The organism is Streptomyces fumanus (assembly GCF_014655295.1).
Classification (GTDB): Bacteria; Actinomycetota; Actinomycetes; order Streptomycetales; family Streptomycetaceae; genus Streptomyces; species Streptomyces fumanus.
Genome location: NZ_BNBI01000006.1, coordinates 149,728 through 175,287, shown reverse-complemented (window position 1 = coordinate 175,287; position 25,560 = coordinate 149,728). Strand labels below are relative to the sequence as shown.

Here is a 25,560-nt window from a genome sequence, read left to right as displayed (position 1 = left end):
CACCCTCGTATCACCCGGACGAGGGGCGCGCACGCGGCACGCGGCACGCCGTCGGGCGGCGGAAACGGACGAGCGTCCGGACGGTGGGTACCGTCCGGACGCTCGCTCGCTCGGCGTGACCGCCTCCTACGGGGTCACGTGAGGCCGAGGGCCGGCATCAGGTAGTAGAAGGCGAACACCGCGGAGACGACGTACATCGCCACCGGCACCTCGCGCCCGCGCCCGGCCGCCAGGCGCAGCAGCGAGAAGGTGATGAAGCCCATGCCGATGCCGTTGGTGATCGAGTACGTGAACGGCATCATCAGCATGGTCACGAAGGCCGGGATGGCGATCGTGAAGTCCGCCCAGTCGATCTTGGTGATCGAGCCGGAGAGGATCAGGAAGCCCACCGCGATCAGCGCCGGGGTGGCCGCCTGGGACGGCACCATGGTGGCGATCGGCGTGAGGAACAGCGCGACGGCGAACAGCGCGCCGGTGACCACGCTGGCGAAGCCGGTACGGGCGCCCTCGCCGACGCCGGCCGTGGACTCTACGAACGCCGTGGTGGCCGAGGAGGAGCTGGCACCGCCGGCGGCGACGGCGACACCGTCGACGAACAGGACCTTGTTGATGCCGGGCATCTGGCCCTCGGCGTCGGTCAGCTTGGCCTCGTCGCTGACGCCCATGATCGTGCCCATCGCGTCGAAGAAGCACGAGAGCAGCACGGTGAAGACGAACAGCACGCCGGTGAGCACACCGACCTTCTCGAACCCGCCGAACAGGCTGACCTGGCCGACCAGCGAGAAGTCGGGGCTGGAGACGGGGTTGCCGGGCCACTTCGGGGTGGTCAGGCCCCAGGACGGTATGTCGGCGACCGCGTTGACGATCACCGCGAGGACCGTCATCACCACGATGGAGATCAGGATCGCGCCGGCCACCTTGCGCACGATCAGCGCCAGGGTGAGCAGCACACCGAGGACGAAGATCAGCACCGGCCAGCCGAGCAGGTGGCCGCCGTTGCCCAACTGGACCGGGACGGTGGTTCCGGCCGCGTCCGGCATCCGGGTGACGAACCCGGAGTCGACCAGGCCGACCAGCATCACGAACAGGCCGATGCCGATGGAGATGGCCTTGCGCAGCCCGAACGGCACGGCGTTCATCACGCGCTCGCGCAGCCCGGTGGCGACCAGGAGCATCACCACGAAACCGGCCAGCACGACCATGCCCATGGCGTCCGGCCAGGACATCCGGGGGGCGAGCTGGAGCGCGACGACCGAGTTCACGCCGAGACCGGCGGCGAGCGCGATCGGCACATTGCCGATGACGCCCATCAGGAGCGTGGTGAACGCGGCGGTCACGGCGGTGGCGGTGACCAGTTGGCCGTTGTCGAGCTGGTGCCCGTACATGTCCTTGGCGCTGCCGAGGATGATCGGGTTCAGCACGATGATGTAGGCCATCGCGAAGAAGGTGGCGAAGCCGCCACGGACCTCACGGGCGAGGGTGCTGCCGCGCTCGGAGATCTTGAAGTAGCGGTCGAGCGCGTTCTGCTGGGGACGGCCCTCGGTGGACATGAAAGACCTCATCACCAGCAGGCTCCCCCACGGCCTTTTGGTGTTTTCTACGAATGAAAGTGGTCAAGGACAAACGCGTTCAGTATGAACATATGAAGGAGATAACGCCATCTCCGCGCGTAGACCCGCGTGGCGCGGGGCGTGTCGGAGGGGCCTCGTAAGCTGTGCGCATGGCGAAGTGGACACCGAAGCACGAGGCGCCGGAGCCCCTGGAGGGCCCCGTGGTCGCCACCATCACCGGCGGCACCGTCATCTGGTTCGTCCTCTTCCTGGCCCAGCTCCCGTTCTACGGCTGGTACGACGACCACGGGCACACCTGGTGGCTGTGGACCTGCCTGGCCGGCGGCGGCCTCGGCCTGATCGGCGTCTGGTACGTCCGCCGGCGCGACGCCGCGATCAAGCGCTCCCGGGCCGGGGACGCGTCGTCGTCGTACGCCGGGGACGCCTCGTAGTACCCCGGGGACGCCTCTGGTACCCCCGGGACGCCGCCTCGTAGTACCAGGGCAGCACATCCCGGCCGGGCCCGTCCTCCGCTGGTCGGATCTTGCCCGTCCTCGCCGGGTGAAGCCGTACGTCCGCCCGTACCGTCGAAGGCATGACGCACATCGACGCGGGCGCCGAGCTCGATCCCGTGCACCCCGTGCCGCTGCCCCCGTCGGCGGCGCGCGGGCTCAGTACCGCCGAGGTCGCCGAACGGGTGGCCCGGGGGCAGGTCAACGACGTGCCGGTGCGCAGCAGCCGGTCGCTGGTCGACATCGTGCGGGCCAATGTCTTCACCCGGTTCAACGCGATCATCGGTGTGCTCTGGGTGATCATGCTGATCGTGGCGCCGATCCAGGACAGCCTGTTCGGGTTCGTGATCCTCGCCAACACCGGGATCGGCATCTTCCAGGAGTGGCGGGCCAAGCAGACCCTGGACTCGCTCGCCCTGATCGGCGAGGTGCGGCCCCGGGTGCGGCGGGACGGGACCGCCACCGAGGTCGGCACCTCCGAGATCGTGCTGGACGACGTGATCGAGTTCGGGCCCGGGGACAAGGCCGTCGTGGACGGGGTGTGCGTCGAGGCGGACGGGCTGGAGATCGACGAGTCGCTGCTCACCGGCGAGGCCGACCCGGTGGTCAAGCGCCCCGGCGACCAGGTGATGTCCGGCAGTTTCGTGGTCGCGGGCGGCGGGGCGTACCGGGCGGTCAAGGTGGGGCGGGAGGCGTACGCCGCGCAGTTGGCCGAGGAGGCGTCCCGGTTCACCCTGGTCCACTCCGAGCTGCGCTCCGGGATCTCCACCATCCTGAAGTACGTCACCTGGATGATGGTGCCGACCGCGATCGGCCTGATCATCAGCCAGTTGGTCGGCGAGGACAACGACCTCAAGGACTCCGTCGCCCGCACCGTCGGCGGCATCGTGCCCATGGTCCCGGAGGGCCTGGTGCTGCTCACCTCGGTCGCCTTCGCGATCGGCGTGATCCGGCTGGGCCGCAAGCAGTGCCTGGTGCAGGAGCTGCCCGCGATCGAGGGCCTGGCCCGCGTCGACACGGTCTGCCTGGACAAGACGGGCACGCTCACCGAGGGCGGCATGGACGTCACCGGGCTGCGCCCGCTGAACGGCGCCGAGGAGGGGTACGTACGGCGGGTGCTCGGCGCGCTGGGCGCGGCCGACCCGCGGCCGAACGCATCCCTGCAGGCGATCATCGACGCGTACCCGGACGACACCGCCGGCACCTGGCGGCGCACGGGCGCGCTGCCCTTCTCCTCCGCCCGCAAGTACAGCGGCGCCTCCTTCGACCAGGGCGACGGCACCTCCGCCACCTGGCTGCTGGGCGCCCCCGACGTGCTGCTGGACGACGAGGACCCCGCCCTGGCCGAAACCGAGCGGCTCAACGAACAGGGCCTGCGGGTACTGCTGCTGGCCCGTGCCGGGCGCGGCCTGGACGACGCGCGGGTGGCCGAGGGCGCCGAACCGGCCGCCCTGGTCGTCCTGGAGCAGAAGCTGCGGCCCGACGCCGCCGAGACGCTGCGCTACTTCGCCCAGCAGGACGTCCGCGCCAAGGTGGTCTCCGGGGACAACGCGGTGTCGGTCGGCGCGGTCGCCGCCAAGCTGGGGCTGAGCGGCGCGACGGTCGACGCGCGGCAACTGCCCGACGAGCGGGAGCCGCTGGGCGAGGCGCTCGACGAGGGCACGGTGTTCGGGCGGGTCACCCCGCAGCAGAAGCGGGAGATGGTCGGCGCCCTGCAGTCGCGCGGGCACACGGTCGCGATGACCGGCGACGGCGTCAACGACGTCCTGGCGCTGAAGGACGCCGACATCGGGGTGGCGATGGGCTCCGGGTCGGAGGCGACCCGGGCGGTGGCGCAGATCGTGCTGCTGAACAACAGCTTCGCCACGCTGCCGTCAGTGGTCGCCGAGGGCCGCCGGGTGATCGGCAACATCACCCGGGTGGCGACCCTGTTCCTGGTCAAGACGGTGTACTCGGTGCTGCTGGCGATCCTGGTGGTGGGCTGGCAGGTGGAGTACCCGTTCCTGCCCCGCCACCTCACCCTGCTGTCCACCCTGACGATCGGCGTCCCGGCCTTCTTCCTCGCCCTCGCCCCCAACACGGAACGGGCGCGGCCGCACTTCGTCCGGCGGGTGATGCGGTACGCGATCCCGGGCGGGGCGGTGGCCGGTGTGGCGACCTTCGTGACGTACCTGGTGGCGCGGCACCACTACAGCGGGCCGGGGGCGCTGGACGCGGAGACCAGCGCGGCGACGCTGACCCTGTTCCTGATCTCGCTGTGGGTCCTGGCGATCATCGCCCGGCCCTACACCTGGTGGCGGATCGGCCTGGTCCTGGCGATGGGCGCCGGGTTCCTGCTGGTCCTCGCGGTGCCCTGGCTGCAGGACTTCTTCGCCCTGAAGCTGGTCGGTACGACGATGCCGTGGGCGGCGGTCGGCATCGCCGCGGTGGCGGCGGCCGCCCTGGAACTCCTGTGGAGGTGGGTCGGCCGCCGCGTACCGGCGTAGGGGGTTACTTCACGTCGACGAAGTCACCGGCGGCGTTGACCGCGCCGGTGGTCGAGTTCCCCGCGAAGGAGAAGCGGTAGTAGCCGTCGGCCGACGCCTTGACGGTGGTCTTCAGCTTGCCCTTGGAGTCCGCCTTGACCGTCTTGACGGTGGTGTAGCTGTCCGCGGACTTCTTGCGGTACTGGAGCTTCACGGACTGGCTGCCGTAGGCCCCGTACTTCAGCGACTCCCAGTTGGCCCGGGTGAGGCTGCCGGTCACCGTGAGGGTCTTGCCCTTCTTGACCGGCTCGGGAGCGGCGTCGGTGGTCAGCTTGGCGGCACGCTGGAACTTGAAGGAGCCGGCCTTCTCCTCCCACACGTAGTCGTCGTCCTTGGCGGTGACCCACGCGTCGACGTACCAGGTGCCCGCGTTGGCGTTCAGCAGGTAGTCGGTCTTCGGGTCGATCTTCACCGAGGCGGAGCAGGTGGAGGTGGTGCTGTTGACCTTGGTGCAGGTCGGCTTGCCGGTCAGCTCGAAGCCGGCGCCCGGGCCCACGAGCGAGAACTCCTCGGCGCTCTTGATGCCCGAGTCGTCCGTGGCGGTGACGCTGACCTTGACGGTCTTCGCACCGGAGGTGCCGAACGCCACCTTGTTGTCGCCGTCCACGACGACCTTGGTGATCTTCGTGTCGCCCTCGCTGACGTCCTTCGGCCGGAAGGTGTCGGCCTGCGCGACCGGCATGGCGAGCGCGGACAGAGCGAGGGCGCCGATGGCGGCGGTCCCGATGAGGCGTGTACGCATGATGATGTCTCCCCCTGAGGTGTGGTTACTTGACGTCGACGAAGTCGCCCGAGGCGTTGACCGCCGAGGTCGTCGTGGTGCCCGCGAAAGCGAAGCGGTAGTAGCCGTCGGCCGACGCCTTGACGGTGGTCTTCAGGTTGCCCTTGGAGTCCGTCTTGATCGTCTTGACGGTGGTGTAGCTGTCCGCGGACTTCTTGCGGTACTGGAGCTTCACGGACTGGCCGCTGTAGCCGTGGTAGGCGAGGTCGTCCCAGTTGGCGCGCGAGAGCTTGCCCGTGACGGTGAGGGTCTTGCCCTTCTTGACCGGCTCGGGAGAGGCGTTGACCGTCAGCTTCGAGGCGCGCTGGACCTTGGCGGTCTTGTACGCCTCCTTGATGACGTAGTCGCCGTCGTTGCCCATCGCGCCGGCCCACACCTTCCAGGTACCGGCCAGGATGTTGGCGTAGACGTTCGTCTTGGGGTCGGCGACGACCGTCACCTTGCAGGTCCCGGTGGTGGCGCCGGTGGCCTTGCAGGTGCCCATCTCGGCCTCGGGCACGATCGCGCCGTCGAGCTTCTCGAAGCTCTTCCCGTGCCACAGGATGGCGTAACCGTCGTAGATGCCGCTCGGGTCGGAGGCCGACACCGTGATGGTGAAGGTCTTCTTCGCGGAGGTGCCGACCACGATGTTCTTGCCGCCGTTGACGGTGACACCCTTGATCTTGGTGTCGCCGACCACCTCGTCGGCGGGCGACGAGACGGCGAACGGCGTGATCTTCCCCCCGGCAGGCTTGCCCTCGGACACCGACGGCGCCAGTGAGGCCAGGCTGGGCCGCGCGTCGGCCTGCGCGGCCGGCACGGCGAGAGCGGACAGGGCGAGGGCGCCGATGGCGGCGGCCCCGATGGCGCGTGTACGCATGCGTTCCCCACGTCAAAGGTGGACCCCGGGCGGTCGTCGCCCCCCAACGGCTCGTGTCACGCCCGGGGTCCAAGTGATCTAGGAGCCTGTTGGCTCGGATGATCAGATCATCGACGCATGCGAATGGTTGTACGGAAATGAAGAAAATGTAGACGCGTCAGTCGAACCACCGGTCGCGGGCCAGTTCCTCCGTGCGGGTGGGGTCCTCCAGGAGGGCGGCGACCTCGAAGCGGCGCGGCCACTGGGCGGCGGACCAGGCCAGGCCCGCGGCGACGCCTTCAAGGGTGGCGGCGTGCAGGACGCCGTCGTCGGTGAGGCGCCAGTCCAGTTCCGTACCGTCGACCACGAGTTCCTCGTGTTCGAGGTACGTCGCGGGGGTGCGCTCGCCCAGCAGGACCCGTACCGCTTCCGGGACGGCGTGTTCCGTGCCCTCGGAGTCGACGCGGCCGGTGACGGACTCGCTCAGCCGCCGGACCTGGAAGAGTTCCGCCAGTTCGGCGGCGCGGGCGGGGCGGACCGGGAGGAGGGGCACACCGGTGGTGAAGGGGAGCAGGTCGGGCGAGTCCACGACCACCGCGTCCGCCGCGTCCACCACCCGCACCTCGCCGTCGACCACCGCGCGCAGCTCGTCCGGCAGGGTCACCCCCTCGGGGTCGAGGCCGGCCAGCGCCCCGTACAGGGCGTGCAGTTGCGCGGCGGTGACGGGGCGGGCGGGGTCGGCGAGGCGGTCCAGGAGTTCGGCGGCGCCGCCCGGTTCGTCCAGCAGCGCGGCGACGGAGGTGCGGACGCCGAGCGCCCGCAGGACCTGTTCGTCGTCGAAGCCGGCGGCGTCGGCGTCGTCGTACAGGCCGCGCAGCAGCGGGTCGCCGCCGGCCGCGCGCAGTCCGGCCGGGCGGCGCCCGCCGAGCACGGGGTGGCCGCGCAGCCACCACGCGGTGTACGGCCGTACGGTCTCGTGGGTGCCGTCGGGCAGCAGCATCCGCACCGGCTCCACCAGCGCGTCGCGCAGCGGCGGCCGGGAGAGCAGGGCGAGCGCCTCGGGCCACTTGTCGTCGTCCACCAGGTCCAGGTCGCGGACGGCGACGAGTTCGGTGGCGACCGGCGGGACGGGGGTGTCGGGGAAGCGGTCGAGGATGTCCTCGCACCACACGTCCACCGCGTCCAGCAGTCCGGCGTCGTCCGGTTCGGCGAAGTCGCCCTCGCGGGGCTCCAGTTCGTCCGGATCGAGCACCACGTCGGTGGCGCGGACCAGGGCGAAGGTGACGAGGACCCCGCAGGCGGCGAGCGGGTCCGGGCCCCACTTGGCGGCCAGTTCGCCGTCCACGGCGGCGAGTTCGCCCTCCCGCATCACCCGGGCGAACGGGCCGCCGGGGAAGACGAGTTCGCCCGCCGGGGAGAGTTCGCCGTCCTCGTCGGGCAGGGCGAGCGCGCCGAGCCAGGGCTCCTCGCCGGGCTCCAGGCCAGCGTCGCGGACCAGGCCGAGGACGGTGTCGGCGAGTTCCTCGGCGTCGAGGCCGTCGTCCTCCCAGTTCGCCGCGCCCCCGTCGTCCAGGGAGGCGGCGACCGCGGCCCTGACCTGCGGGGTGGTCAGCACGGCCCGGGCCGTCGCCGGGAGGGCGCCGAGCTTCTCCAGCAGCGGATGGGCGGCGTCCGGATGGGCGACCTTCAGCCCGAGGCGGGACAGCACCTCCGGGTCGAGGACGGGCGCCTCGGCGGTGGGCAGCAGCACCTGCCGGGGCCCGATCGTCGTCCTGCCGTCGGCCAGCGGCACCGGCAGCCCCGAGAGCCGGTCCGGGTCGACCCCGGCCAGGCTGTCGTACAGCCGCCACCACCAGTCCGGGTCCTTCTCCAGCCCGGCCAGCCGGTCGACCGCCTCGGTCAGCGGCACCCGCGCCACGCCCAGGGTACGCAGCTCCACCCGGCGTTCCAGCCCGGCGGGCAGCACCGTCGGCAGCACCTCCGCCAGCACCCGTACGGTGTCGGCGCCCGCGCCCTCGACCACCTCGGCGTCCCGGGGGCGCAGCGCGGCGGGCAGGTCGGGGTCGTCGTCGCGGGGCTCGGCGGCGGGCGGCAGGAACGCGGTGCGCGGCAGGCGTTCCAGGACGGCCCGGCGCAGGGTGCCGTCCAGTTCGCCCTGGCCCAGCGGGCCGGGCACCAGGCCGATGATCCGGTCGGTGACCGGCCGCCAGTCGGCGAGCAGCCCGGCGTAGGCGTCGGCGGCGCGCTCCACCAGGAAGTCGGTGAGCGGGCCGGGGGCGGCGTGCCGGCGGGTGGAGTCCAGCGGGAACGACGCGATCAGCAGCGCGGGCACGCCGAGCGGTTCGTCGCTGGGCGTGGGCGCGTGCACGACGGGGCTGGTCCGGGGCGGGACGGGGGCGCCCTCGTCGTCCACGGGCACCGCCCAGGTGACCGACCAGTGCGGACGCAGCTTCTCCTCGACCGGCCGGTCGGCGAGGAGCTCGGGGGTGAGCGGGCCGTGCGCGGCGGTGGTGCGCCAGCGGGTCAGGCCCTCGCGGGAGTCCTCTACGACGGTCAGCTCGCCGTCGGTGCGGCGGCGCAGGGTCCGTACGGTGTCGTCGCCGGTCTCGATCACCACCTCCGCCAGGCCGGGCAGGGCGAGCAGCAGGGCGTCGTCCACGGCGTGCAGCAGCCGTTCGGCGAGGTCGGCGGCGGCGGTGTCGCGCAGCGGCAGGATGACGGCCGTGTCGTACGGGTCGGGGGCCCGGCCCTCGGCCGGGAACGGCAGCCGCAGCAGCGGTACGTGGCCGTCCCGGCGGCGGATCTCGTCGCCGAGGCCGGGGCTGTGCCGGGCGGTGTCGGCGGCCAGGTCGCGGGCCTCGGCCAGGGACCAGCGGACGCCGCCGTGCCGGGCGACGACGGCGGGTTCGTCGCTGACGGCGAGGACGGCGGCGAACCCGACGCCGAACCGGCCCACGGCGGGGGTGTCCCGTTTGGCGGAGGCCCGCAGCGTGGACAGCGACTCGACGCCGGCCGCGTCCAGCGGGGCGCCGGTGTTGGCGGCGACGAGCACGCCGTCGCGCAGGGTGAGGCGGAACCGGCCGGGCACGCCGGCCCGGGCGGCGGCGTCAGCGGCGTTCTGCGCGAGCTCCACGACGAGGCGGTCCCGGTAGCCGCCGAGGACGAGGTCCTCCTCGGCGTTGGCGTCCTCCCGGAACCGGGCCGGGCTGGTGGCCCAGGCGTCCAGCACCCCGCGCCGCAGCCTCGCCGTACCGAACGGGTCCGCGCCCTCGGCGGCGGGCCGCACGAACTTGCTCACGTTCATCTCTCCTCATCGGCCCTGAAGCGACGTGGGGTCGAAGGTACCGCGCGGATCACCCACCCATGCGAGCCGACGAGGCCACGGCCCGCCCGACACCGGCCGCCCGGCCCGACGCCCGGCACGGCACCCCGTTGACACCGACCGCCCCACCAGCCCGTCCGGCACCCGATCGCCGCCGGTCACCCGCCTTACCAGCCCGTCCGGCGCTTGAGGACGAGGCCGCAAGGCCGACCCACCAGCCCACCCGGCACCCGGTCAACACCGGCCACCCGCCCCACCAGCCCGCCCGGCACCCGATCGACGCCGGTCACCCGCCTTACCAGCCCGTCCGGCGTTTGAGGACGAGGCCGCAAGGCCGATGACCACCGGACCGCCGGCCGGCACACGCGTCGCTACGAATGCCCGAGTTCCGCCGAGGACGCGTCCTCGGCGACCGGTACCGAACCCGAGTCCGGCGCCGGCCGCAGCGGGAACGGATCCACCCGCGTCTCGTCGATCACCGGCGGAGCCGGCTGCGGCGGCTTCGGCATGACCGCCGCCTCGGAGTGCCCGCCGCACCCGTAGGCGAGGGAGACCACCCGCCCGTCCGCCGGGGAGAACTCGTTGGCGCACACCCCGAACGCCTGCCCGAGCGAGCCGCCGATCCGGACCAGGAACCCGCAGGACACGCACGCGGCGGGCGCCGCCTGGGCCATCGGGGTCTTGGGGCCGAACGCCTCCTCCCAGCGGTCGGCGGCGGTGTGCAGCCCGTACCGGGACAGCACCCGGGCGCGGCGCAGGCCCAGTTCGTCGGCGACGGCCGCGATCGTGCCGCGCGGCGGGGTGACCGGCAGCTCGGCCGGGCGGGCGCCGGTGACCTCGGCGTCCTCGGCCTCGGCGAGCGCGGCCATGTCCTCGGAGACGGCGGAGTTCGGCGGCGGCTCGTCCTCGCCGGACCAGCCCGGCTCCAGCCGCAGGTCGTCCGCGTCGGTGGGCAGCAGGTCGCCGGGGCCCATGTCGCCGGGGCGCAGCCGCTCGCTCCACGGCACCCACTCGGGGGCGAGGACCGCGTCGGGGCCGGGCAGCAGCACCGCCTCGTCGACCGTGACGACCTTGGCGCGGGAGGCGCGGGCGACGGTGACGGCCCAGCGCCAGCCGCGGTAGCCCAGCTCCCTGCACTCGAAGAAGTGCGTGACGACGCGGTCACCCTCGGAGATCAGCCCCACGTGTTCGCCGACCACACCGGGCGCGGCGGCCTCCTCCGCCGCGGCCCGGGCGAGGTCGACGGCCTCGGCGCACAGGCGGTCGGGGGTGCGGCTTCGCGTTGTCGCTGCGCTCACAGGTATCGCTTCTCTCCATACGCCGTCTCACGGGTGCGCCACTTCCGGCGGGAGGGCGGACGGAGCGGAACCGGGGACCGCGTCGACGTCCGCGCCCGACCGCGCTCGGGCGCACCTACGTCATCCATTCTGCGGGATGGCCGTACGGCGCGCGGCCGAGAACGTTCGCCACGGCGCGCTACGCACGCTACCTGTTCAAGTGCGCTGGGCCTACACCGACGGGAGTTTCCCGACCGCCCCGCCCGGGCGCCTCACCCGACCCGATCAGCTCCATCCACGCCACAACGGAGCTATACACGCGGCTCTCGGGGCACTATGACGGGGTGGCAGCCGCACGGACCGAACGGACGGAGTTGAAGGGCGGGGGCCGGGGACGCGGTCCCGGGCGATTCCGCACGGTGGGCCGTGCCCTGCGGCTGCCGGTGACCGGACCGGCCCGGGGCATCCGCCGGGCCACCCACGCGCACGGGGCCGGCGAGTCGGGCCTCGGCAAGCTGATCGAGCTGCACGCGGTGAACGGCGCCGGCGACGTGATGATCACCGTGGCGCTCGCCTCCACCGTGTTCTTCTCGGTGCCGACCGACGAGGCCCGGGGCCGGGTGGCGCTGTACCTGGCCATCACCATGGCGCCGTTCACCCTGCTGGCCCCGGTGATCGGCCCGATCCTGGACCGGGTCCCGCACGGCCGCCGGGCGGCGATGGCGACCGCGATGGCGGCGCGGGCGCTGCTCGCCCTGGTGCTGTCCGGCGCGGTGATCACCGGCAGCATCGAGATGTACCCGGCCGCGCTGGGCGTGCTGGTGGCGTCCAAGGCGTACGGGGTGGTCAGAAGCGCGGTGGTGCCGCGGCTGCTGCCGCCCGCCTTCTCCCTGGTCAAGGCGAACTCCCGGGTCACCCTCGGCGGGCTGCTGGCCACCGGCGCGGCGGCCCCGGTCGGCGCGGGGCTCCAGCAGCTCGGGCCGCGCTGGCCGCTGTACGGCGCCTTCGTGCTTTTCGTGGCCGGAACGTTCCTGTCGTTCACCCTGCCCCACAAGGTCGACTCGGCCAAGGGCGAGGACACCGCGCTGCTCGCCGCCGACGAGGCCCATCTGCACGGCCCGCACCGCAAGCCGGTCAAGCGGCCGGGGCTGCGCACGGTCGGCACGGCGGTCACCCACGCCCTGGCCGCCAACGCCGCCGTCCGCTGCCTGACCGGCTTCCTGATCTTCTTCCTGGCGTTCCTGCTGCGCGAGCATCCGATGACCGGGCAGAGCGCGGCGGTGTCGCTGGGGATAGTGGGCGTGGCGGCCGGGGCGGGCAACGCGCTGGGCACGGCGGTCGGGGCGTGGCTGCGCTCCCGCGCCCCGGAGATCATCATCGTGACGGTGCTGGCGGGGGTGCTGGCCGCGGCGGTCACGGCGGCGGTGTTCTTCGGCGCGGTGCTGGTGGCCGGCCTGGCGGCGGTCGCCGGGTTCGCGCAGGCGCTGGCCAAGCTCTCCCTGGACGCGCTGATCCAGCGGGACGTGCCCGAGCTGGTGCGGACCTCGGCGTTCGCCCGGTCGGAGACGCTGCTCCAGGTCGCCTGGGTGCTCGGCGGCGCGGTCGGCATCGCCATGCCGCTCAACGGCACCCTGGGTCTCGCGGTCGGCGCCGCGATCGTCGCCGCCGGCTGGCTGACGACCGTACGGGGTCTGATCGCCTCGGCCCGGCACGGCGGGGCCCGGGCCCGGGTGGCGTGACGTACGGCACGCCGTACCCAGGTGGGGGGCGGGCCCGGGGGGCCCGATAGCCTACGTGCCATGACCACGTTGCCCCGCGGCGCAGCCGCTGTTGGACACCGCGTCGTGCGACGCCGCCGCGCCGTCGCCGCCGCCGGTGCCGTGTCCGCCGGACTGCTCGTCCTGTCGGCGTGTGACAAGCCGACGCCCATGTCGACGCTGACCGTCGGCAGCGACTCGATCAGCTCCGAGGCCACCTGCGGCGGCGGCGAGGACGAGACGCTGAAGACCGCCGACCTCACCAAGTGCCTCCAGGACAAGGACATCGAGTCCATCACGGTCGACCCGGACGAGACCGTCCGCTTCGGCGTCGACCCGAAGATCGCCGACAAGCGCTGGACGATCCTGATGAACGGTCAGCCGCTCACCGACGACAGCAAGAAGACGTACCGCACGGTCCCCGGCAGCGTGTTCTTCAACGCCCAGTACGGCGCGCAGGGCAACTCCACCCGGGTCGCGGTCGTCGCCGGCAACGGCAAGAAGGGCGGCCAGACCTTCACCGGTGTCTGGGCCTTCGAGCTGAAGAAGGGCGACTGACCACGCCCGCCGTACGGATTCTGGTGGCCACCGCGGTCCCCGTCGAACGGGACGCGGTGGCCCGCGGCCTTCCCGGACCGCTCCGGGAGGTCGCCCTGCCCGGCACGACCCTGCACCGCGCCGGTGACTGGGACCTGGTCGCCGCCGGGGTGGGCCCCGCGCTCGCCGCCGCCGGCGCCGCGACCGCGCTGACCGCCGCCGCCCTCGACGGCCGCCCCTACGGCCTGGTCGTCTCGGCCGGCATCGGCGGCGGCTTCGCCCCCGGCGCGCCCGTCGGCTCGCTCGTCGTCGCCGACGAGATCACCGCCGCCGACCTGGGCGCCGAGACCGCCGACGGCTTCCTGCCCGTCACCGAGCTGGGCTTCGGCACGGTCACCCACCGCCCGCCCGCCGGTCTGGTCCGCCGGGTCGCCGACGCCACCGGGGCCCGCCCCGGGACCGTGCTGACCGGCTCCACCGTCACCGGCACCGCCGGGCGCGCCGAGACGCTGCGCGCCCGCCACCCCCGCGCCCTCGCCGAGGCCATGGAGGGCTTCGGCGTGGCGGAGGCCGCCGCCGCGCACGGGCTGCCCGTGCTGGAGCTGCGCGCGGTCTCCAATCCCGTCGGCCCCCGCGACCGGGCCGCCTGGCGCATCGGCGACGCCCTCGCCGCGCTCACCGACGGCTTCGGGAAGCTCGCGCCCGTCCTCACGAGGTGGAACCCCCATGACCCCGATGACCCCCGAGACCCCCGAGACCCCCATGACCGCTGACACGCCCCTGCGGATCGCCTACTCCCCCTGCCCGAACGACACCTTCGTCTTCGAGGCCCTCGCCCACGGCCGCCTCCCCGGCGCCCCGGCCGTCGACGTGACCTTCGCCGACATCGACCTCACCAACGGCATGGCCGAGCGCGGCGAGCTGGACGTGCTGAAGGTGTCGTACGCGGTGCTGCCGTACGTCCTCGACGAGTACGCCCTGCTGCCCTGCGGGGGCGCGCTCGGCCGGGGCTGCGGGCCGCTGGTGCTGACCCGGGAGGCCGGGGTGGACCTGCGGGGGAAGACGGTCGCGGTGCCGAGCGAGCGGTCGACGGCGTACCTGCTGTTCCGGCTCTGGGCGGCGGACACCGTGCCGGGCGGGGTCGGCGAGATCGTGGTCATGCCGTTCCACGAGATCATGCCGGCCGTGCGGGACGGGAAGGTCGACGCGGGACTCGTCATCCACGAGGCCCGGTTCACGTACCAGAACTACGGGCTGCACAAGCTCGCCGACATGGGCGAGCACTGGGAGGCCACCACCGGGCTGCCGATCCCGCTGGGCGCGATCATCGCCAAGCGGTCGCTGGGCGCCGGGACGCTGACCGGGCTGGCCGATGCGGTCCGCGCCTCGGTCCGCGCCGCCTGGGACGACCCCGAGGTCTCCCGCCCGTACGTGATGGAACACGCCCAGGAGATGGACCCGGCCGTCGCCGACCAGCACATCGGGCTGTACGTCAACGAGTTCACCGCCGACCTCGGCGAGGACGGCTACGCGGCCGTCCGCGGGCTGCTGACCCGCGCGGCGGCCGAGGGACTGCTGCCGCCCCTCGGCCCCGGGGCGCTGGAATTCCCGTAAAAACCCGCGGAACCCGCGAGAAGGGGTCAGACGTCCAACTGGTCGGCGACCGCGCGCAGCAGACCCGCGATTTTCTTGCCGGAGGTCTTCTCGGGGTAACGGCCCTTCTCCAGCATCGGCGTGATGTTTTCCAGGAGGGTCGTCAGGTCCTGGACGATGGAGGCGAGTTCGTCCGGCTTCTTGCGCTGGGCCGCGGCGACCGAGGGGGCCGGGTCGAGCAGCGTCAGGGAGAGCGCCTGGTCACCGCGCTGGCCGGCGACCACGCCGAACTCCACGCGCTGACCGGGCTTCAGTGTCTCGACTCCGGCGGGGAGGACCGAGGAATGGACGAAGACGTCGCCGCCGTCGTCCCGGGAGAGAAAGCCGAAGCCCTTCTCGCTGTTGAACCACTTGACCTTGCCGGTAGGCACGTCTGTCCTCGTCCTCGTACTCGTCGGAAAACTGCTCTTGATAGCACTCGGGCGGGTCGTCGGACCCGCCGGTACCCAGGCTAATGGTCTACGGGCCGGTGACAAGACGTCGCCCGGCTGTTCTCTCGGGCTGGGAACTACCCTGGTGGGGTGCGTGACAAAACCCGAACGAATTCCGCCGCGCCCGGCGAACGGCTGATCCGCGCCGGTGCGATCGTCTTCTTCCTCGGCGCCCTGGCCACCCTGGTCACCGTGGCCCCGCTGCTGCTGGGCACGACACCCTTCCCGACCTTCATGTTCCTGCTGAGCATGCTGATGGGCGTCGGCTTCCTGATCGCCGGCGCGGGGGTGCTGCGGTCGATCGCGGCGGGCCGCCGTCAGGCCCGCGAGGCGCTGTCCTCCCGGTAGTCCGCCAGCCACGCCGGGAACTCCGTCAGATCGGTGAGCACCGTGTCCGCGCCCGCCGCGCGCAGTTCGTCCACGGTGTACGGGCCGGTGGCCACCGCCACCGAGTGGGCGCCGGCGGCGCGGGCGCCGCGGATGTCGCCGAGGTGGTCGCCGACGTAGACCTCCGCGCCGTGCTCGCGCAGCGCGACGGCCTTCTGCTCCGCCCACAGGTCGCCGATCACCGCGTCCGGTTCTATGCCGAGGTGGTCCAGGTGGAGCTTGGCGTTGGGCTCGTACTTGGCGGTCACCACGATCGCCCGGCCGCCGCGGCGGCGTACCGCCTCGATCGCCTCGCGGGCGCCGGTGAGGGCGGGGGTGGCGGCGATGGCGTACTCCGGGTAGAGGGAGCGGTACAGGTCGGCCGTGGCCGACAGGCGCTCCGCCGGGAACCAGTGCGCGAGTTCCTGCTCCAGGGGTGGGCCCAGGCGGGTGACCGCGAGGTCGGCGTCGACGTAGGTGCCGGTGCGCTCCGACAGGGCCAGGTAGCAGGCGCGGATGCCGGGGCGGGAGTCGATCAGGGTCATGTCCAGGTCGAAGCCGACGGTGGGGGCGGCGGGGGTGGTGGTCATGGGGGTCATTGTGCCGGGGGGCGCCTTAGGGGGTGGGGAGTGCAGTGGGTTCGGCGGGTGCGGGTGCGGTGTGGCTGGTCGCGCAGTTCCCCGCGCCCCTAAAAGCAAGGCGTGTCGCTCAGCCCTGTTGGCGGCGGGAGCGCCAGAGCAGGTACAGGGCTGAGGCCAGTGCCGCTGCTTTCAGGACCCAGGGCCAAGTCTCCGTCAGGGCCTCGTTCATGTGGCCCTCGGGGATGGGGGTGCCCCAGCGGGAGTCGGTGCGGCCCCAGAGCCAGATCAGGCCGGCCGTGACGGCGAGGCCGGGGAGGACCAGGACGGCCCACTTGGACTGGGCGGGGGTCAGGCGGCGGGTGAAGTAGGCCAGCAGCCAGCCGAGGGCGAGCGGGAGCAGGTTGCCGAGGACCGCGCCGACCAGGAGGAGGGCGGCGGCGAGGAGCAGGAGCGGGTCGGAGCGGGTGCCGGTCGGCCAGAGGCGCGGCAGGCGGCGGGCGGCGGCCGGTTCGGGGGCGGTCGCTTGCTCGGTGGGCTTCTCGGCGGCCGGGGTCTCCTCCCTCGGCGGCGGGGGCTTGAGGAGTTCCGGGATCTCCACGCCGCCGACGAAGCCGGGGACGGTGTCGCCGCCGGTCCCGCCGCCGAACGGGCCGGGCTCGACACGCCACCAGTCGGGCCGGGGGGCGGCGGCGCCCACATCCGGTGCCGGGGCGAGGTGCGGCTGCGCCGGGGCGGGGGCGGGCTGTTCCGCGGGGCGGGGGGCGGCGCGGAACAGGCCCTTGCGGCGCTCGCGCTCCGGGCGGGCGGTCTTACCGGGCGCGCCGTTCCCCGGCGGGGACGTGCCGTCTTCGCCGTCCGGGCGGGCCGCCCTGTCGCGTTCGCGGTCCGGGCGCGGGGTCCGGCGGCGCGGGGCCGCGGTGGCGCGCTGGACGGGGGGCTTCGCCGTCCCCGGCGCGGCGGCCGGGTCACCGGCGGCCTCGACGACCTCCTCGGGACTGCCGAGCCGGTCCACGATGCGGCGGACGGCGGCGGGCGAGTCGACGACCGTCCTCGACCGGCGCCGGTCGATCTCGTCCCGCAACTCCGCGACCAGCCGCATCCGCGCGGACGACGGCAACTGGCGTTGCTGGGCCACGTCGCCGACGCGGCTCAGATACTCGTAGACGACCTGGTCGCTCTCGATCCCCACGGACCCCTCCGGCGCGGGCGTGTCGGTGATACCCCGTCGGACGACGGTACCGCCTCCGGCCCGCGCGCAGGGGCCCCGGCCGGCGGGGACGACCCGCTACCGTGGGGCGGATGAGCACCGAGGAGAAGTCCGCGGCCCCCCGGTCCCTCGCGGAGGCCCTCCGTGCCAGGGACGACGCCTCCCTGGCCGCCCTCCTGCGCAGCCGCCCCGACCTCATCACGCCGGTCCCCACCGACCTCACCCAGTTGGCCACCCGGGCCGGTACCCGGGCGTCGGTGCTGCGGGCGCTGGAGCACCTGGACCGGTTCGCGCTCCAGACCGCGGAGGCGCTGGCCGTGGCGGCCGATCCGGCGACGTACGGCGAACTGCTCGGGCTGCTCGCCGGCGACGACCCCGACCCGGTGGTCGCCGGGGCGCTGCCGCGCGCCCTGGGGGTGCTGCGGACGCGGGCCCTGGTGTGGGGCGGCGACGACCGGCTGCGGCTGGTGCGCACGGCCCGGGAGCTGCTCGCGCCCTCGCCGCAGCATCCGTCGCCGACCGGGCTCGGGCCGACCGTGCGGGAGGCGACGGCCGGGATGTCGCCGGGGCGGCTCCAGGAGATCCTGGCCGCCGCCGGGCTGCCCTCGACCCATGACCCGGTGTCGGCGGTGGCCGCGCTGACCGGGCTGTTCACCGACCGTACGCGGATGGCGGCGCTGCTCGCCGACGCGCCCGCGGACGCCCGCGAGGTGCTGTCCCGGCTGGTGTGGGGGCCGCCGTACGGGCAGGTCACCCACGACCCGGCGGCCCATCTGCGCTGGCTGCTGGACCGGGGGCTGCTGCTGCCGACCGCGCCCGGCACGGTGGTGCTGCCCCGCGAGGTCGCCCTGCACCTGCGCGCCGGGCGCGCGCACCGCACGCCCGAGCCGGTGGCGCCGCCGGTGACCGCGGCGGCAGCGCACCGCCCCCAGGTGGTGGACGCCACCGCGGCCGGGCAGGCGCTGGCCGCGCTCGCCATGGTCGAGGAGTTGCTGAAGGAGTGGGACGAGGGCGGCCCGGCCGTGTTGCGGGCCGGCGGGCTGAGCGTGCGCGACCTGAAGCGGACGGCGGTCGCCCTGGACGTCTCCGAGCCGGTCGCCGCGTTCTGGGTGGAACTGGCCTACGCCGCCGGGCTGGTGGCCTCCGACGGCGAGGCGGACGAGCGGTACGCGGCGACCCCGGCGTACGACGAGTGGCGGGAGCTGCCCGCCGAGCAGCGGTGGGCGCGGCTCGCCGAGGCGTGGCTGCTGGGGACCCGGACGCCGGGGCTGGTCGGCGGGCGGGACGCCAAGGACCGGACGCTGTCCGCGCTCGGTCCGGGCCTGGACCGCTCGGCGGCCCCGGAGGTACGGCACCGGGTGCTGGCCCTGCTCGCGCGACTGCCCGAAGGCGCGGCCCCCGACACCGAGTCCCTGCTGGCCCGGCTGCGCTGGGAGCGCCCGCTGCGCGGCCCGCGCCGCGACGAGACCGACGACCTACGCACCCGGCTGGCCCACTGGACCCTTCAGGAGGCGGAACTCCTCGGCGTCACCGGCCGGGGCGCCCTGTCCGCGCCGGGGCGGGCGCTGATCGGGGCGGGGCCGGCGGCACCGGAGGAGCCCGCCCCGGAGGACGCCGCCGGGCCCGGCGACAAGCTGCCGGTGCACCGGCACGCGCCGGTCACGCTGCCGGTGCTGTCGCCCGCCGAGCAGGCCGTGGCGACGGCGGCCGCCGCGCGGGTGCTGGGGCCGCTGCTGCCGGAGCCGCTCGATCACGTGCTGCTGCAGGCCGACCTGACGGCGGTGGCGCCGGGGCCGCTGGAGCGGCCGCTGGCGGAGGTGCTGGGCGTGCTCGCGGACGTGGAGTCCAAGGGCGGGGCGACCGTGTACCGGTTCACGCCGGGCTCGGTGCGCCGGGCCCTGGACGCCGGGCGGACCGCCGCCGACCTGCACGCCTTCCTCGCCGCGCACTCCCGGACGCCGGTGCCGCAGCCGTTGACGTACCTGATCGACGACGTGGCGCGGCGGCACGGGCGACTGCGGGTCGGCGCGGCCTCCGCGTACGTGCGCTGCGACGACGACGCGACGCTGGGCGAGATCCTCGCCGACCGGCGGGCCGCCGGACTGGGCCTGCGCCGCCTGGCGCCGACCGTGCTGGCCGCGGGGACCGACCCGGGGACGCTGCTGGACGGGCTGCGCGCGATGGGCTTCGCGCCGGCCGCCGAGTCCGCCCACGGCGATGTGCTGGTCACCCGCGCCGACGCCCGCCGCACCCCGCCGCGCACCGCCCCCGAGCCCGTCCCCGACGGGCCGCCCGCGCCGGACGACGCGCTGCTGGCGGCCGCGATCCGGGCCATCCGGGCCGGTGACCTGGCCGCCACCGCCCCGCGCAAGCCGGGCCCCGGCACCGCCCCGCCGGCCGGGGGCGAGCCGCCGCGCACCGGGGCCGCCGAGACCCTCGCCACCGTGCAGGCCGCCGTGCTGACCGGCGCGTCGCTGTGGATCGGGTACGTGAACGCCGAGGGCGCCGCCACCCAGCGGGTGATCGCCCCGGTCCGGGTCGAGGGCGGCTTCGTCACGGCGTACGACCACACCGCGGACGAGGTGCGCACGTATCCGCTGCACCGGATCACGGGCGTCGCGGAGCTGGCCGACGACGCGGGGTGACGCCCCGGGCGACCGCGGCGGCGGCTCGCGCGTCGTCCCGGGACGGACGCGGCGGAGTACGGGCTGACCGCCGTCGCGGGACCCGGGTGAACAACCTCACTCCGCCCGCACCCCCGTGGCTCACCGCCTCGATCAGGCAGACTGGACGTTTGGCCGAGCCCTCCGGCCGTACGCGAAAGGGTGCCGTCCGTGAATGGTCCGCTGATCGTCCAGTCCGACAAGACACTGCTCCTGGAAGTCGACCACGAGATGGCCGACGCCTGCCGCCGGGCCATCGCGCCCTTCGCCGAGCTGGAGCGGGCGCCGGAGCACATCCACACCTACCGGGTCACCCCGCTCGGCCTGTGGAACGCGCGGGCGGCCGGGCACGACGCCGAGCAGGTGGTGGACGCGCTGGTGGAGTACAGCCGCTACCCGGTGCCGCACGCCCTGCTGGTCGACATCGCCGAGACCATGGACCGCTACGGCCGGCTCACCCTCTCCAAGCACCCGGCGCACGGCCTGGTGCTGACCACCACCGACCGCCCGGTGCTGGAGGAGGTGCTGAAGTCCAAGCGGATCACCCCGCTGGTCGGCGCCCGCATCGACCCCGACACCGTGGCCGTGCACCCCTCCGAGCGCGGCCAGATCAAGCAGACGCTGCTCAAGCTGGGCTGGCCCGCCGAGGACCTCGCCGGGTACGTCGACGGCGAGGCGCACCCGATCGACCTGGCCGAGGACGGGTGGGCGCTGCGCCCGTACCAGAAGCAGGCGGTGGAGAACTTCTGGCACGGCGGGTCCGGGGTGGTCGTGCTGCCCTGCGGCGCGGGCAAGACGCTGGTCGGCGCGGGCGCGATGGCGCAGGCCAGGTCGACCACGCTGATCCTGGTCACCAACACCGTCTCCGCCCGCCAGTGGAAGCACGAGCTGGTCAAGCGGACGAGTCTGACCGAGGACGAGATCGGCGAGTACAGCGGCACCCGCAAGGAGATCCGGCCGGTCACCATCGCCACGTACCAGGTGCTGACCACCCGCCGGAAGGGCGTCTACCCGCACCTGGAGCTGTTCGACTCCCGGGACTGGGGGCTGATCGTCTACGACGAGGTGCACCTGCTGCCCGCGCCGGTCTTCAAGTTCACCGCCGACCTCCAGGCCCGGCGCCGGCTCGGCCTGACCGCGACCCTGGTGCGGGAGGACGGCCGCGAGTCGGACGTGTTCTCCCTGATCGGGCCGAAGCGGTTCGACGCGCCGTGGAAGGAGATCGAGGCGCAGGGCTACATCGCGCCCGCCGACTGCGTGGAGGTACGGGTCAACCTCACCGAGTCGGAGCGGCTGGCGTACGCCACCGCCGAGGCGGAGGAGAAGTACCGCTTCTGCGCCACCACCGCGACCAAGCGGAAGGTGACCGAGGCGATCGTGCGGCGCTTCGCCGGACAGCAGATCCTCGTCATCGGCCAGTACATCGACCAGCTCGACGAACTGGGCGAGCACCTCGGCGCGCCGGTGATCAAGGGCGATACGTCCAACGCGCAGCGGGAGAAGCTGTTCGAGGCGTTCCGGCAGGGCGAGATCAGCGTGCTCGTTGTCTCCAAGGTGGCGAACTTCTCCATCGACCTGCCGGAGGCGACGGTCGCCGTGCAGGTGTCGGGGACGTTCGGCTCCCGGCAGGAGGAGGCGCAGCGGCTCGGCCGGGTGCTGCGGCCCAAGGCGGACGGGCACCAGGCGCACTTCTACTCGGTGGTCGCCCGGGACACCCTCGACCAGGACTTCGCCGCGCACCGGCAGCGGTTCCTGGCGGAGCAGGGGTACGCGTACCGGATCATGGACGCGGACGAGCTGCTGGCGGAGAGCTGACGCGGGGACGGACGACCTGCTGGCGGAGAGCTGACGCGGGGCCGGACGACCTGCCGGCGGAGGGCCGGTCCGGGAATATTCGCTGGCCGGTCCGGCCGCCCCTCCCCTACACTCTCCGCTCTTGCCCGCCTCCCTCGCACGGAGTGCCGCCGACCGGACGGAAACCGGCCGGCCCCCGCAACCGCTGTTCCAGGTCCGCCGGAGGCACCCCCTTGTCCACGCCCGTCCACGACGACCCGCCTGCCGACCCGCTCGCCCGGGAGCGCGCCCACCTCGCCGCGTCCCGTGCCGCGCTGCGCGCGATGCGGGAGGACGTCGAGTCCCTCGACATCTCCGACGTCACCGCGAACTGGGTGAACGCCCAGATCCTGGAGCGGCAGATCGCCGAGCGCGTCAAGGCGCTGGCCGACCTCAGCGACACCCCGCTGTTCTTCGGCCGGCTCGACTACCTGCACGCGCCGGGCGCGGACCGGGCGGAGGGCGCCGAGGGGGAGCGCTTCTACGTCGGGCGGCGGCATGTGCACGACGCGGACGGCGACCCGATGGTCGTCGACTGGCGGGCGCCGGTCTCGCAGCCGTTCTACCGGGCGTCCAAGCAGGACCCGATGGACCTCGCGCTGCGCCGCCGCTTCGGGTACACCGGCGGCGACCTCACCGCGTACGAGGACGAGCACCTCTCCGACCCGGCCGAGGCGGCCACCACCAGCAGGCTGCTCCAGCAGGAGATCGAACGGCCCCGCGTCGGTCCGATGCGCGACATCGTGGCGACCATCCAGCCCGAGCAGGACGAGATCGTCCGCGCCGGGCTGGCCGGTTCGGTGTGCGTGCAGGGCGGCCCCGGCACCGGCAAGACCGCCGTGGGCCTGCACCGGGTCGCCTACCTGCTGTACGCGCACCGCGAGCGGCTGGCCCGGGCCGGCACGCTGGTGATCGGCCCGAACCGGTCCTTCCTGCACTACATCGAGCAGGTCCTGCCGGCCCTGGGCGAGCTGACCGTGCGGCAGGCCACCGTCGACGACCTGGTCGCCCACGTCGAGGTCCGGGGCACGGACGACGCGGTGGCGGCGACCGTCAAGGGCGACGCGCGGATGGCCCGGGTGCTGCGCCGGGCGCTGTACTCGCACGTGACCATGCCCACCGAACCGGTCGTGGTGGTGCGCGGCTCCCGCCGCTGGCGGGTCCCGGCGTACGAGCTGGAGGAGGTCGTACGGGAGCTGCTGGACCGGGGCATCCGGTACGGCGCCGCCCGGGAGGCGCTGCCGCAGCGGATCGCGCACGCCGTGCTGGTGCAGATGGAACGGGCCGGTGAGGCCCCCGACGACCGGGTGCAGAACGCGGTGGCCCGCAACGCGGCGGTCAAGGCGGCCGTCAAGGCGGTCTGGCCGGCCGTCGACCCGGCCAAGCTGGTGCTGAGGCTGCTGACCGACGCCGACTTCCTCGCCGAGCACGCGGCCGGACTGCTCGACGAGGAGGAGCAGAAAGCGATCCTGTGGGCGAAGCCGGTCCGGTCGGTGAAGTCCGCGCGCTGGTCGGCGGCGGACGCGGTGCTGATCGACGAGGCCACCGACCTGATCGAGCGCACCCACTCGCTCGGGCACGTCGTCCTCGACGAGGCGCAGGACCTCTCCCCCATGCAGTACCGGGCGGTGGGCCGGCGCTGCACCACCGGCTCGGTGACCGTCCTCGGCGACCTCGCGCAGGGCACCACGCCCTGGGCGACCCGGAGCTGGGCGGAGGCGCTGGCCCACCTCGGCAAGGAGGACGCGGTGGTCGAGGAGCTGACGGCCGGTTTCCGGGTGCCGACCGACGTCATCGCGTACGCGTCCCGGCTGCTGCCGTCCATCGCGCCGGGGCTGACGCCGGTGGCGTCGATCCGCGAGAACCCGGGGTTCTTCGAGATCCGGGACGCCGCCGGCACCGGGGACGTGGTGGCCGCGTGCCGGGAGCTGCTGGCCCGGGAGGGCTCCCTCGGCCTGATCGCGGCGGACGCGCGGCTTCCGGAGCTGTCCCGGGCGCTGACGGAGGCGGGACTGACGCACCTCTCGCCGGGCGAGGAGACGACCCGGGAGACCCGGCTGACCCTGGTGCCGGCGTCCCTGGCGAAGGGCCTGGAGTACGACTACGTGGTGCTCGACGAGCCCCGCGCGATCGTCGACGGCGAGCCGGACGAACGCACGGGGCTGCGGCGGCTGTACGTCTGCCTGACCCGAGCGGTGTCGGGCCTGATCGTGGCGCATACGGCCCCGCTGCCGGAGCAGTTGGCGTAAGGGCGGGGCGTTGCCCGGCGGCCGGGGTCAGGCGTCCAGCACCCGGCGCCACCGCGCCACCGCGTCCGCCGACACCGGCCCGTCCCACCCCCGGGGGCGGGCCGCGCCGCCGATGTGGAAGGCGTCGATGCCCGCCGCGAGCAGGTCGGGCACGTGGTCCAGGGTGAGCCCGCCGCCGACCAGGAGCTGCTGGCCGTACCCCGGCTCACCGCGCCGCCCCGCCTCCGCGCACAGCACCGGCAGCCCCTCGGTCACGCCGCCGGCCGCCCCGGCCGTGAGGTAGGTGTCCAGGCCGGGCAGGTCGGCGAGCTGCTTGCGCAGGGCGTCGCGGTCGGCGGCCCGGTCGATGGCCCGGTGGAAGGTGAAGCGGCAGCCCTCCAGCACCCCGGCCAGCTTCTCCACGGCGGCCAGGTCGACCTGCCCGTCCGCGTCGAGGAACCCGAGCACGAACTGGTCGACGCCCGCCTCCCGCAGTTCCTCCGCGACCCGCACGAGCCGCTCCACGTCCCCGGCGGCGAACCCGTCCGCCAGCCGCAGCATCACCCGTACGTCGATGTCGACGGCGGCGCGGACGGCGGCGACGGTCGCGACCGGCGGGGTGAGCCCGTCGGCGGCCATGTCGGTGACCAGTTCGAGGCGGTCCGCGCCTCCGGCCCGGGCGGCGACCGCGTCCTCGACGTCGAGGGCGATCACCTCCAGGACTGCACGCTTGCTCATGGGGCCCCATTCGTCGGCGGCTCTACAGGTCTAGTCCAATCCAACCCTACGCCCCGGGCCCGGCGCGAGACCGCTCATGCTCGGCCGAAGATGTTCAGCTCTTGTTCGGCCACTCCGGCCAGCTCGTACGCCGCCCCGTCGACCGGCCGCCCGGCGTAGAGCCGCAGCAGCGTCGGCGCGTCGCCGATGAACCGTCCCGGGGGCCGCTCCCCGGTCGCCCCGCCCAGTTTCAGCGGCTCGTCCACGTCGTCGAGGTCGGCGTGGAGCGGCACGTGCCCGCGGTTCCGGGTGACCTCGGCCAGCAGCGCCAGTGCCTGGGGCAGCCCGGGCCCCGCGTACGCCCCCGGCTCACCGAGGGCGGCGCGCACGTCCCCGGCGTGCACCCACTCGCCGAGCGCGAGCTGATCCAGGGCGCCGTCCGCCCGCGCGATCACCGGTCCGGCCTCGGTCATGCCGCGCTCCAGCTCGTCCAGGACCCGGGCGATCGGCCAGTCGGCGCGCTCGGCGATGTCGCGCTCGTTGGACTCGGGCGAGAAGACGCCCGGTTCCAAGCGGTTCTCCACCACGCGGGTCAACGCGGCCGAGCAGTGCGCCAGCACGTCCCGCACGCTCCACCCCGGACACACCCGCACCGCCCGCGCGAACTCCCCGTCCCCCCGGGCCCGCAGCCACGGCACCAGCGCGTCCCGCTCCACGACCAGCAACCGCCCGGGCAGCTCGGGATCACGTACGTCATGCACATCAGCAGGAGTCGTCATGCG

General features: G+C 73.9%; 20 protein-coding genes. 10 read left to right on the top strand and 10 right to left on the bottom strand.

Annotated elements, in window-relative coordinates:
• Window positions 1-134: 134 nt before the first annotated feature.
• Entirely contained in the window at window positions 135-1,562 is a 1,428-nt protein-coding gene (locus tag IE316_RS15000; RefSeq protein WP_190204810.1) for an NCS2 family permease, read from the bottom strand.
• Between the two features lie 158 nt (window positions 1,563-1,720).
• On the opposite strand from IE316_RS15000, the gene IE316_RS14995 reads away from it, so the two are divergent.
• Together IE316_RS14995 and IE316_RS14990 are read left to right on the top strand one after the other, a co-directional pair.
• Entirely contained in the window at window positions 1,721-2,002 is a 282-nt protein-coding gene (locus tag IE316_RS14995) for a DUF2530 domain-containing protein (RefSeq protein ID WP_190204809.1), read from the top strand.
• A gap of 143 nt (window positions 2,003-2,145) precedes the next feature.
• Window positions 2,146-4,548 carry an HAD-IC family P-type ATPase gene (locus tag IE316_RS14990; RefSeq protein WP_190204808.1) on the top strand — a complete coding sequence of 801 codons (2,403 nt, stop codon included), beginning with the start codon at window positions 2,146-2,148 and terminating at the stop codon, window positions 4,546-4,548.
• 4 nt (window positions 4,549-4,552) lie between these two features.
• Here IE316_RS14990 and IE316_RS14985 read toward each other — a convergent pair whose 3' ends face one another.
• The 4 genes from IE316_RS14985 to IE316_RS14970 form a co-directional block, all read right to left on the bottom strand.
• Window positions 4,553-5,329, bottom strand: coding sequence for a calcium-binding protein (locus IE316_RS14985; RefSeq protein ID WP_190204807.1), 777 nt, complete (start codon window positions 5,327-5,329; stop codon window positions 4,553-4,555).
• Window positions 5,330-5,354: 25 nt separating this feature from the next.
• Window positions 5,355-6,227 carry a DUF5707 domain-containing protein gene (locus IE316_RS14980; RefSeq protein ID WP_190204806.1) on the bottom strand — a complete coding sequence of 291 codons (873 nt, stop codon included), beginning with the start codon at window positions 6,225-6,227 and terminating at the stop codon, window positions 5,355-5,357.
• A 157-nt stretch (window positions 6,228-6,384) separates the two neighbouring features.
• Window positions 6,385-9,504, bottom strand: coding sequence for a sacsin N-terminal ATP-binding-like domain-containing protein (locus tag IE316_RS14975; protein ID WP_190204805.1), 3,120 nt, complete (start codon window positions 9,502-9,504; stop codon window positions 6,385-6,387).
• 395 nt (window positions 9,505-9,899) lie between these two features.
• Window positions 9,900-10,826 (bottom strand): DUF3027 domain-containing protein, encoded by a 927-nt coding sequence (locus IE316_RS14970; protein ID WP_190204804.1) that lies wholly within the window; start codon window positions 10,824-10,826, stop codon window positions 9,900-9,902.
• A 323-nt stretch (window positions 10,827-11,149) separates the two neighbouring features.
• Here IE316_RS14970 and IE316_RS14965 point away from each other — a divergent pair, with 323 nt between their 5' ends.
• From IE316_RS14965 to IE316_RS14950, 4 genes are read left to right on the top strand one after another with little or no spacing between them, the layout of a single operon-like run.
• Window positions 11,150-12,544: an MFS transporter gene (locus IE316_RS14965; RefSeq protein ID WP_190204803.1), complete on the top strand. Its 1,395-nt coding sequence runs from the start codon at window positions 11,150-11,152 to the stop codon at window positions 12,542-12,544.
• Between the two features lie 60 nt (window positions 12,545-12,604).
• The gene (locus IE316_RS14960; protein ID WP_190204802.1) at window positions 12,605-13,120 is read left to right on the top strand and encodes a DUF2771 domain-containing protein; all 516 of its coding nucleotides are present in this window, start codon (window positions 12,605-12,607) and stop codon (window positions 13,118-13,120) included.
• Between the two features lie 23 nt (window positions 13,121-13,143).
• Window positions 13,144-13,872 carry a futalosine hydrolase gene (locus IE316_RS14955; RefSeq protein WP_190204801.1) on the top strand — a complete coding sequence of 243 codons (729 nt, stop codon included), beginning with the start codon at window positions 13,144-13,146 and terminating at the stop codon, window positions 13,870-13,872.
• Window positions 13,862-14,713 (top strand): 1,4-dihydroxy-6-naphtoate synthase, encoded by an 852-nt coding sequence (locus IE316_RS14950; RefSeq protein ID WP_190205083.1) that lies wholly within the window; start codon window positions 13,862-13,864, stop codon window positions 14,711-14,713. The genes IE316_RS14955 and IE316_RS14950 overlap by 11 nt, the downstream gene beginning before the upstream one ends.
• Window positions 14,714-14,739: 26 nt before the next feature.
• Here the strand turns inward: IE316_RS14950 and IE316_RS36090 are convergent, their stop codons facing one another.
• Window positions 14,740-15,123, bottom strand: coding sequence for a cold-shock protein (locus IE316_RS36090; protein ID WP_190204800.1), 384 nt, complete (start codon window positions 15,121-15,123; stop codon window positions 14,740-14,742).
• Between the two features lie 150 nt (window positions 15,124-15,273).
• On the opposite strand from IE316_RS36090, the gene IE316_RS14940 reads away from it, so the two are divergent.
• A complete protein-coding gene (locus IE316_RS14940; RefSeq protein WP_190204799.1) occupies window positions 15,274-15,531 on the top strand; it encodes a hypothetical protein in 258 nt (85 codons plus the stop codon).
• Here the strand turns inward: IE316_RS14940 and IE316_RS14935 are convergent.
• Window positions 15,501-16,139, bottom strand: coding sequence for an HAD family hydrolase (locus IE316_RS14935; protein WP_229910400.1), 639 nt, complete (start codon window positions 16,137-16,139; stop codon window positions 15,501-15,503). The two genes, IE316_RS14940 and IE316_RS14935, sit on opposite strands and share 31 nt — an antisense overlap.
• 118 nt (window positions 16,140-16,257) lie before the next feature.
• Window positions 16,258-17,319, bottom strand: a complete 1,062-nt coding sequence (locus IE316_RS14930) for a hypothetical protein (RefSeq protein ID WP_190204797.1) — start codon at window positions 17,317-17,319, stop codon at window positions 16,258-16,260.
• Between the two features lie 110 nt (window positions 17,320-17,429).
• On the opposite strand from IE316_RS14930, the gene IE316_RS14925 reads away from it, so the two are divergent.
• The 3 genes from IE316_RS14925 to IE316_RS14915 all read left to right on the top strand — a co-directional run bounded on the left by IE316_RS14925 (window position 17,430) and on the right by IE316_RS14915 (window position 24,082).
• Window positions 17,430-19,982: a helicase-associated domain-containing protein gene (locus IE316_RS14925; RefSeq protein ID WP_190204796.1), complete on the top strand. Its 2,553-nt coding sequence runs from the start codon at window positions 17,430-17,432 to the stop codon at window positions 19,980-19,982.
• 189 nt (window positions 19,983-20,171) lie between these two features.
• A complete protein-coding gene (locus IE316_RS14920; protein ID WP_190204795.1) occupies window positions 20,172-21,815 on the top strand; it encodes a DNA repair helicase XPB in 1,644 nt (547 codons plus the stop codon).
• Window positions 21,816-22,027: 212 nt separating this feature from the next.
• A complete protein-coding gene (locus IE316_RS14915) occupies window positions 22,028-24,082 on the top strand; it encodes a HelD family protein (protein WP_190204794.1) in 2,055 nt (684 codons plus the stop codon).
• A gap of 27 nt (window positions 24,083-24,109) precedes the next feature.
• Here IE316_RS14915 and IE316_RS14910 read toward each other — a convergent pair whose 3' ends face one another.
• Window positions 24,110-24,799, bottom strand: coding sequence for a copper homeostasis protein CutC (locus tag IE316_RS14910; RefSeq protein WP_190204793.1), 690 nt, complete (start codon window positions 24,797-24,799; stop codon window positions 24,110-24,112).
• A gap of 74 nt (window positions 24,800-24,873) precedes the next feature.
• Window positions 24,874-25,557 (bottom strand): maleylpyruvate isomerase family mycothiol-dependent enzyme, encoded by a 684-nt coding sequence (locus IE316_RS14905; RefSeq protein WP_190204792.1) that lies wholly within the window; start codon window positions 25,555-25,557, stop codon window positions 24,874-24,876.
• Between the last annotated feature and the right edge of the window lie 3 nt (window positions 25,558-25,560).

What these genes read in the sequence shown, in the direction of transcription:
- IE316_RS14935 (WP_229910400.1), bottom strand. Translation starts at nt 16,139, where the DNA reads ATGACCACCACCCCCGCCGCCCCCACCGTCGGCTTCGACCTGGACATG.
- IE316_RS14960 (WP_190204802.1), top strand. Translation starts at nt 12,605, where the DNA reads ATGACCACGTTGCCCCGCGGCGCAGCCGCTGTTGGACACCGCGTCGTG.
- IE316_RS14950 (WP_190205083.1), top strand. Translation starts at nt 13,862, where the DNA reads ATGACCGCTGACACGCCCCTGCGGATCGCCTACTCCCCCTGCCCGAAC.
- IE316_RS14905 (WP_190204792.1), bottom strand. Translation starts at nt 25,557, where the DNA reads ATGACGACTCCTGCTGATGTGCATGACGTACGTGATCCCGAGCTGCCC.
- IE316_RS14995 (WP_190204809.1), top strand. Translation starts at nt 1,721, where the DNA reads ATGGCGAAGTGGACACCGAAGCACGAGGCGCCGGAGCCCCTGGAGGGC.
- IE316_RS14910 (WP_190204793.1), bottom strand. Translation starts at nt 24,799, where the DNA reads ATGAGCAAGCGTGCAGTCCTGGAGGTGATCGCCCTCGACGTCGAGGAC.
- IE316_RS14985 (WP_190204807.1), bottom strand. Translation starts at nt 5,329, where the DNA reads ATGCGTACACGCCTCATCGGGACCGCCGCCATCGGCGCCCTCGCTCTG.
- IE316_RS14980 (WP_190204806.1), bottom strand. Translation starts at nt 6,227, where the DNA reads ATGCGTACACGCGCCATCGGGGCCGCCGCCATCGGCGCCCTCGCCCTG.
- IE316_RS14990 (WP_190204808.1), top strand. Translation starts at nt 2,146, where the DNA reads ATGACGCACATCGACGCGGGCGCCGAGCTCGATCCCGTGCACCCCGTG.
- IE316_RS14925 (WP_190204796.1), top strand. Translation starts at nt 17,430, where the DNA reads ATGAGCACCGAGGAGAAGTCCGCGGCCCCCCGGTCCCTCGCGGAGGCC.
- IE316_RS15000 (WP_190204810.1), bottom strand. Translation starts at nt 1,562, where the DNA reads ATGAGGTCTTTCATGTCCACCGAGGGCCGTCCCCAGCAGAACGCGCTC.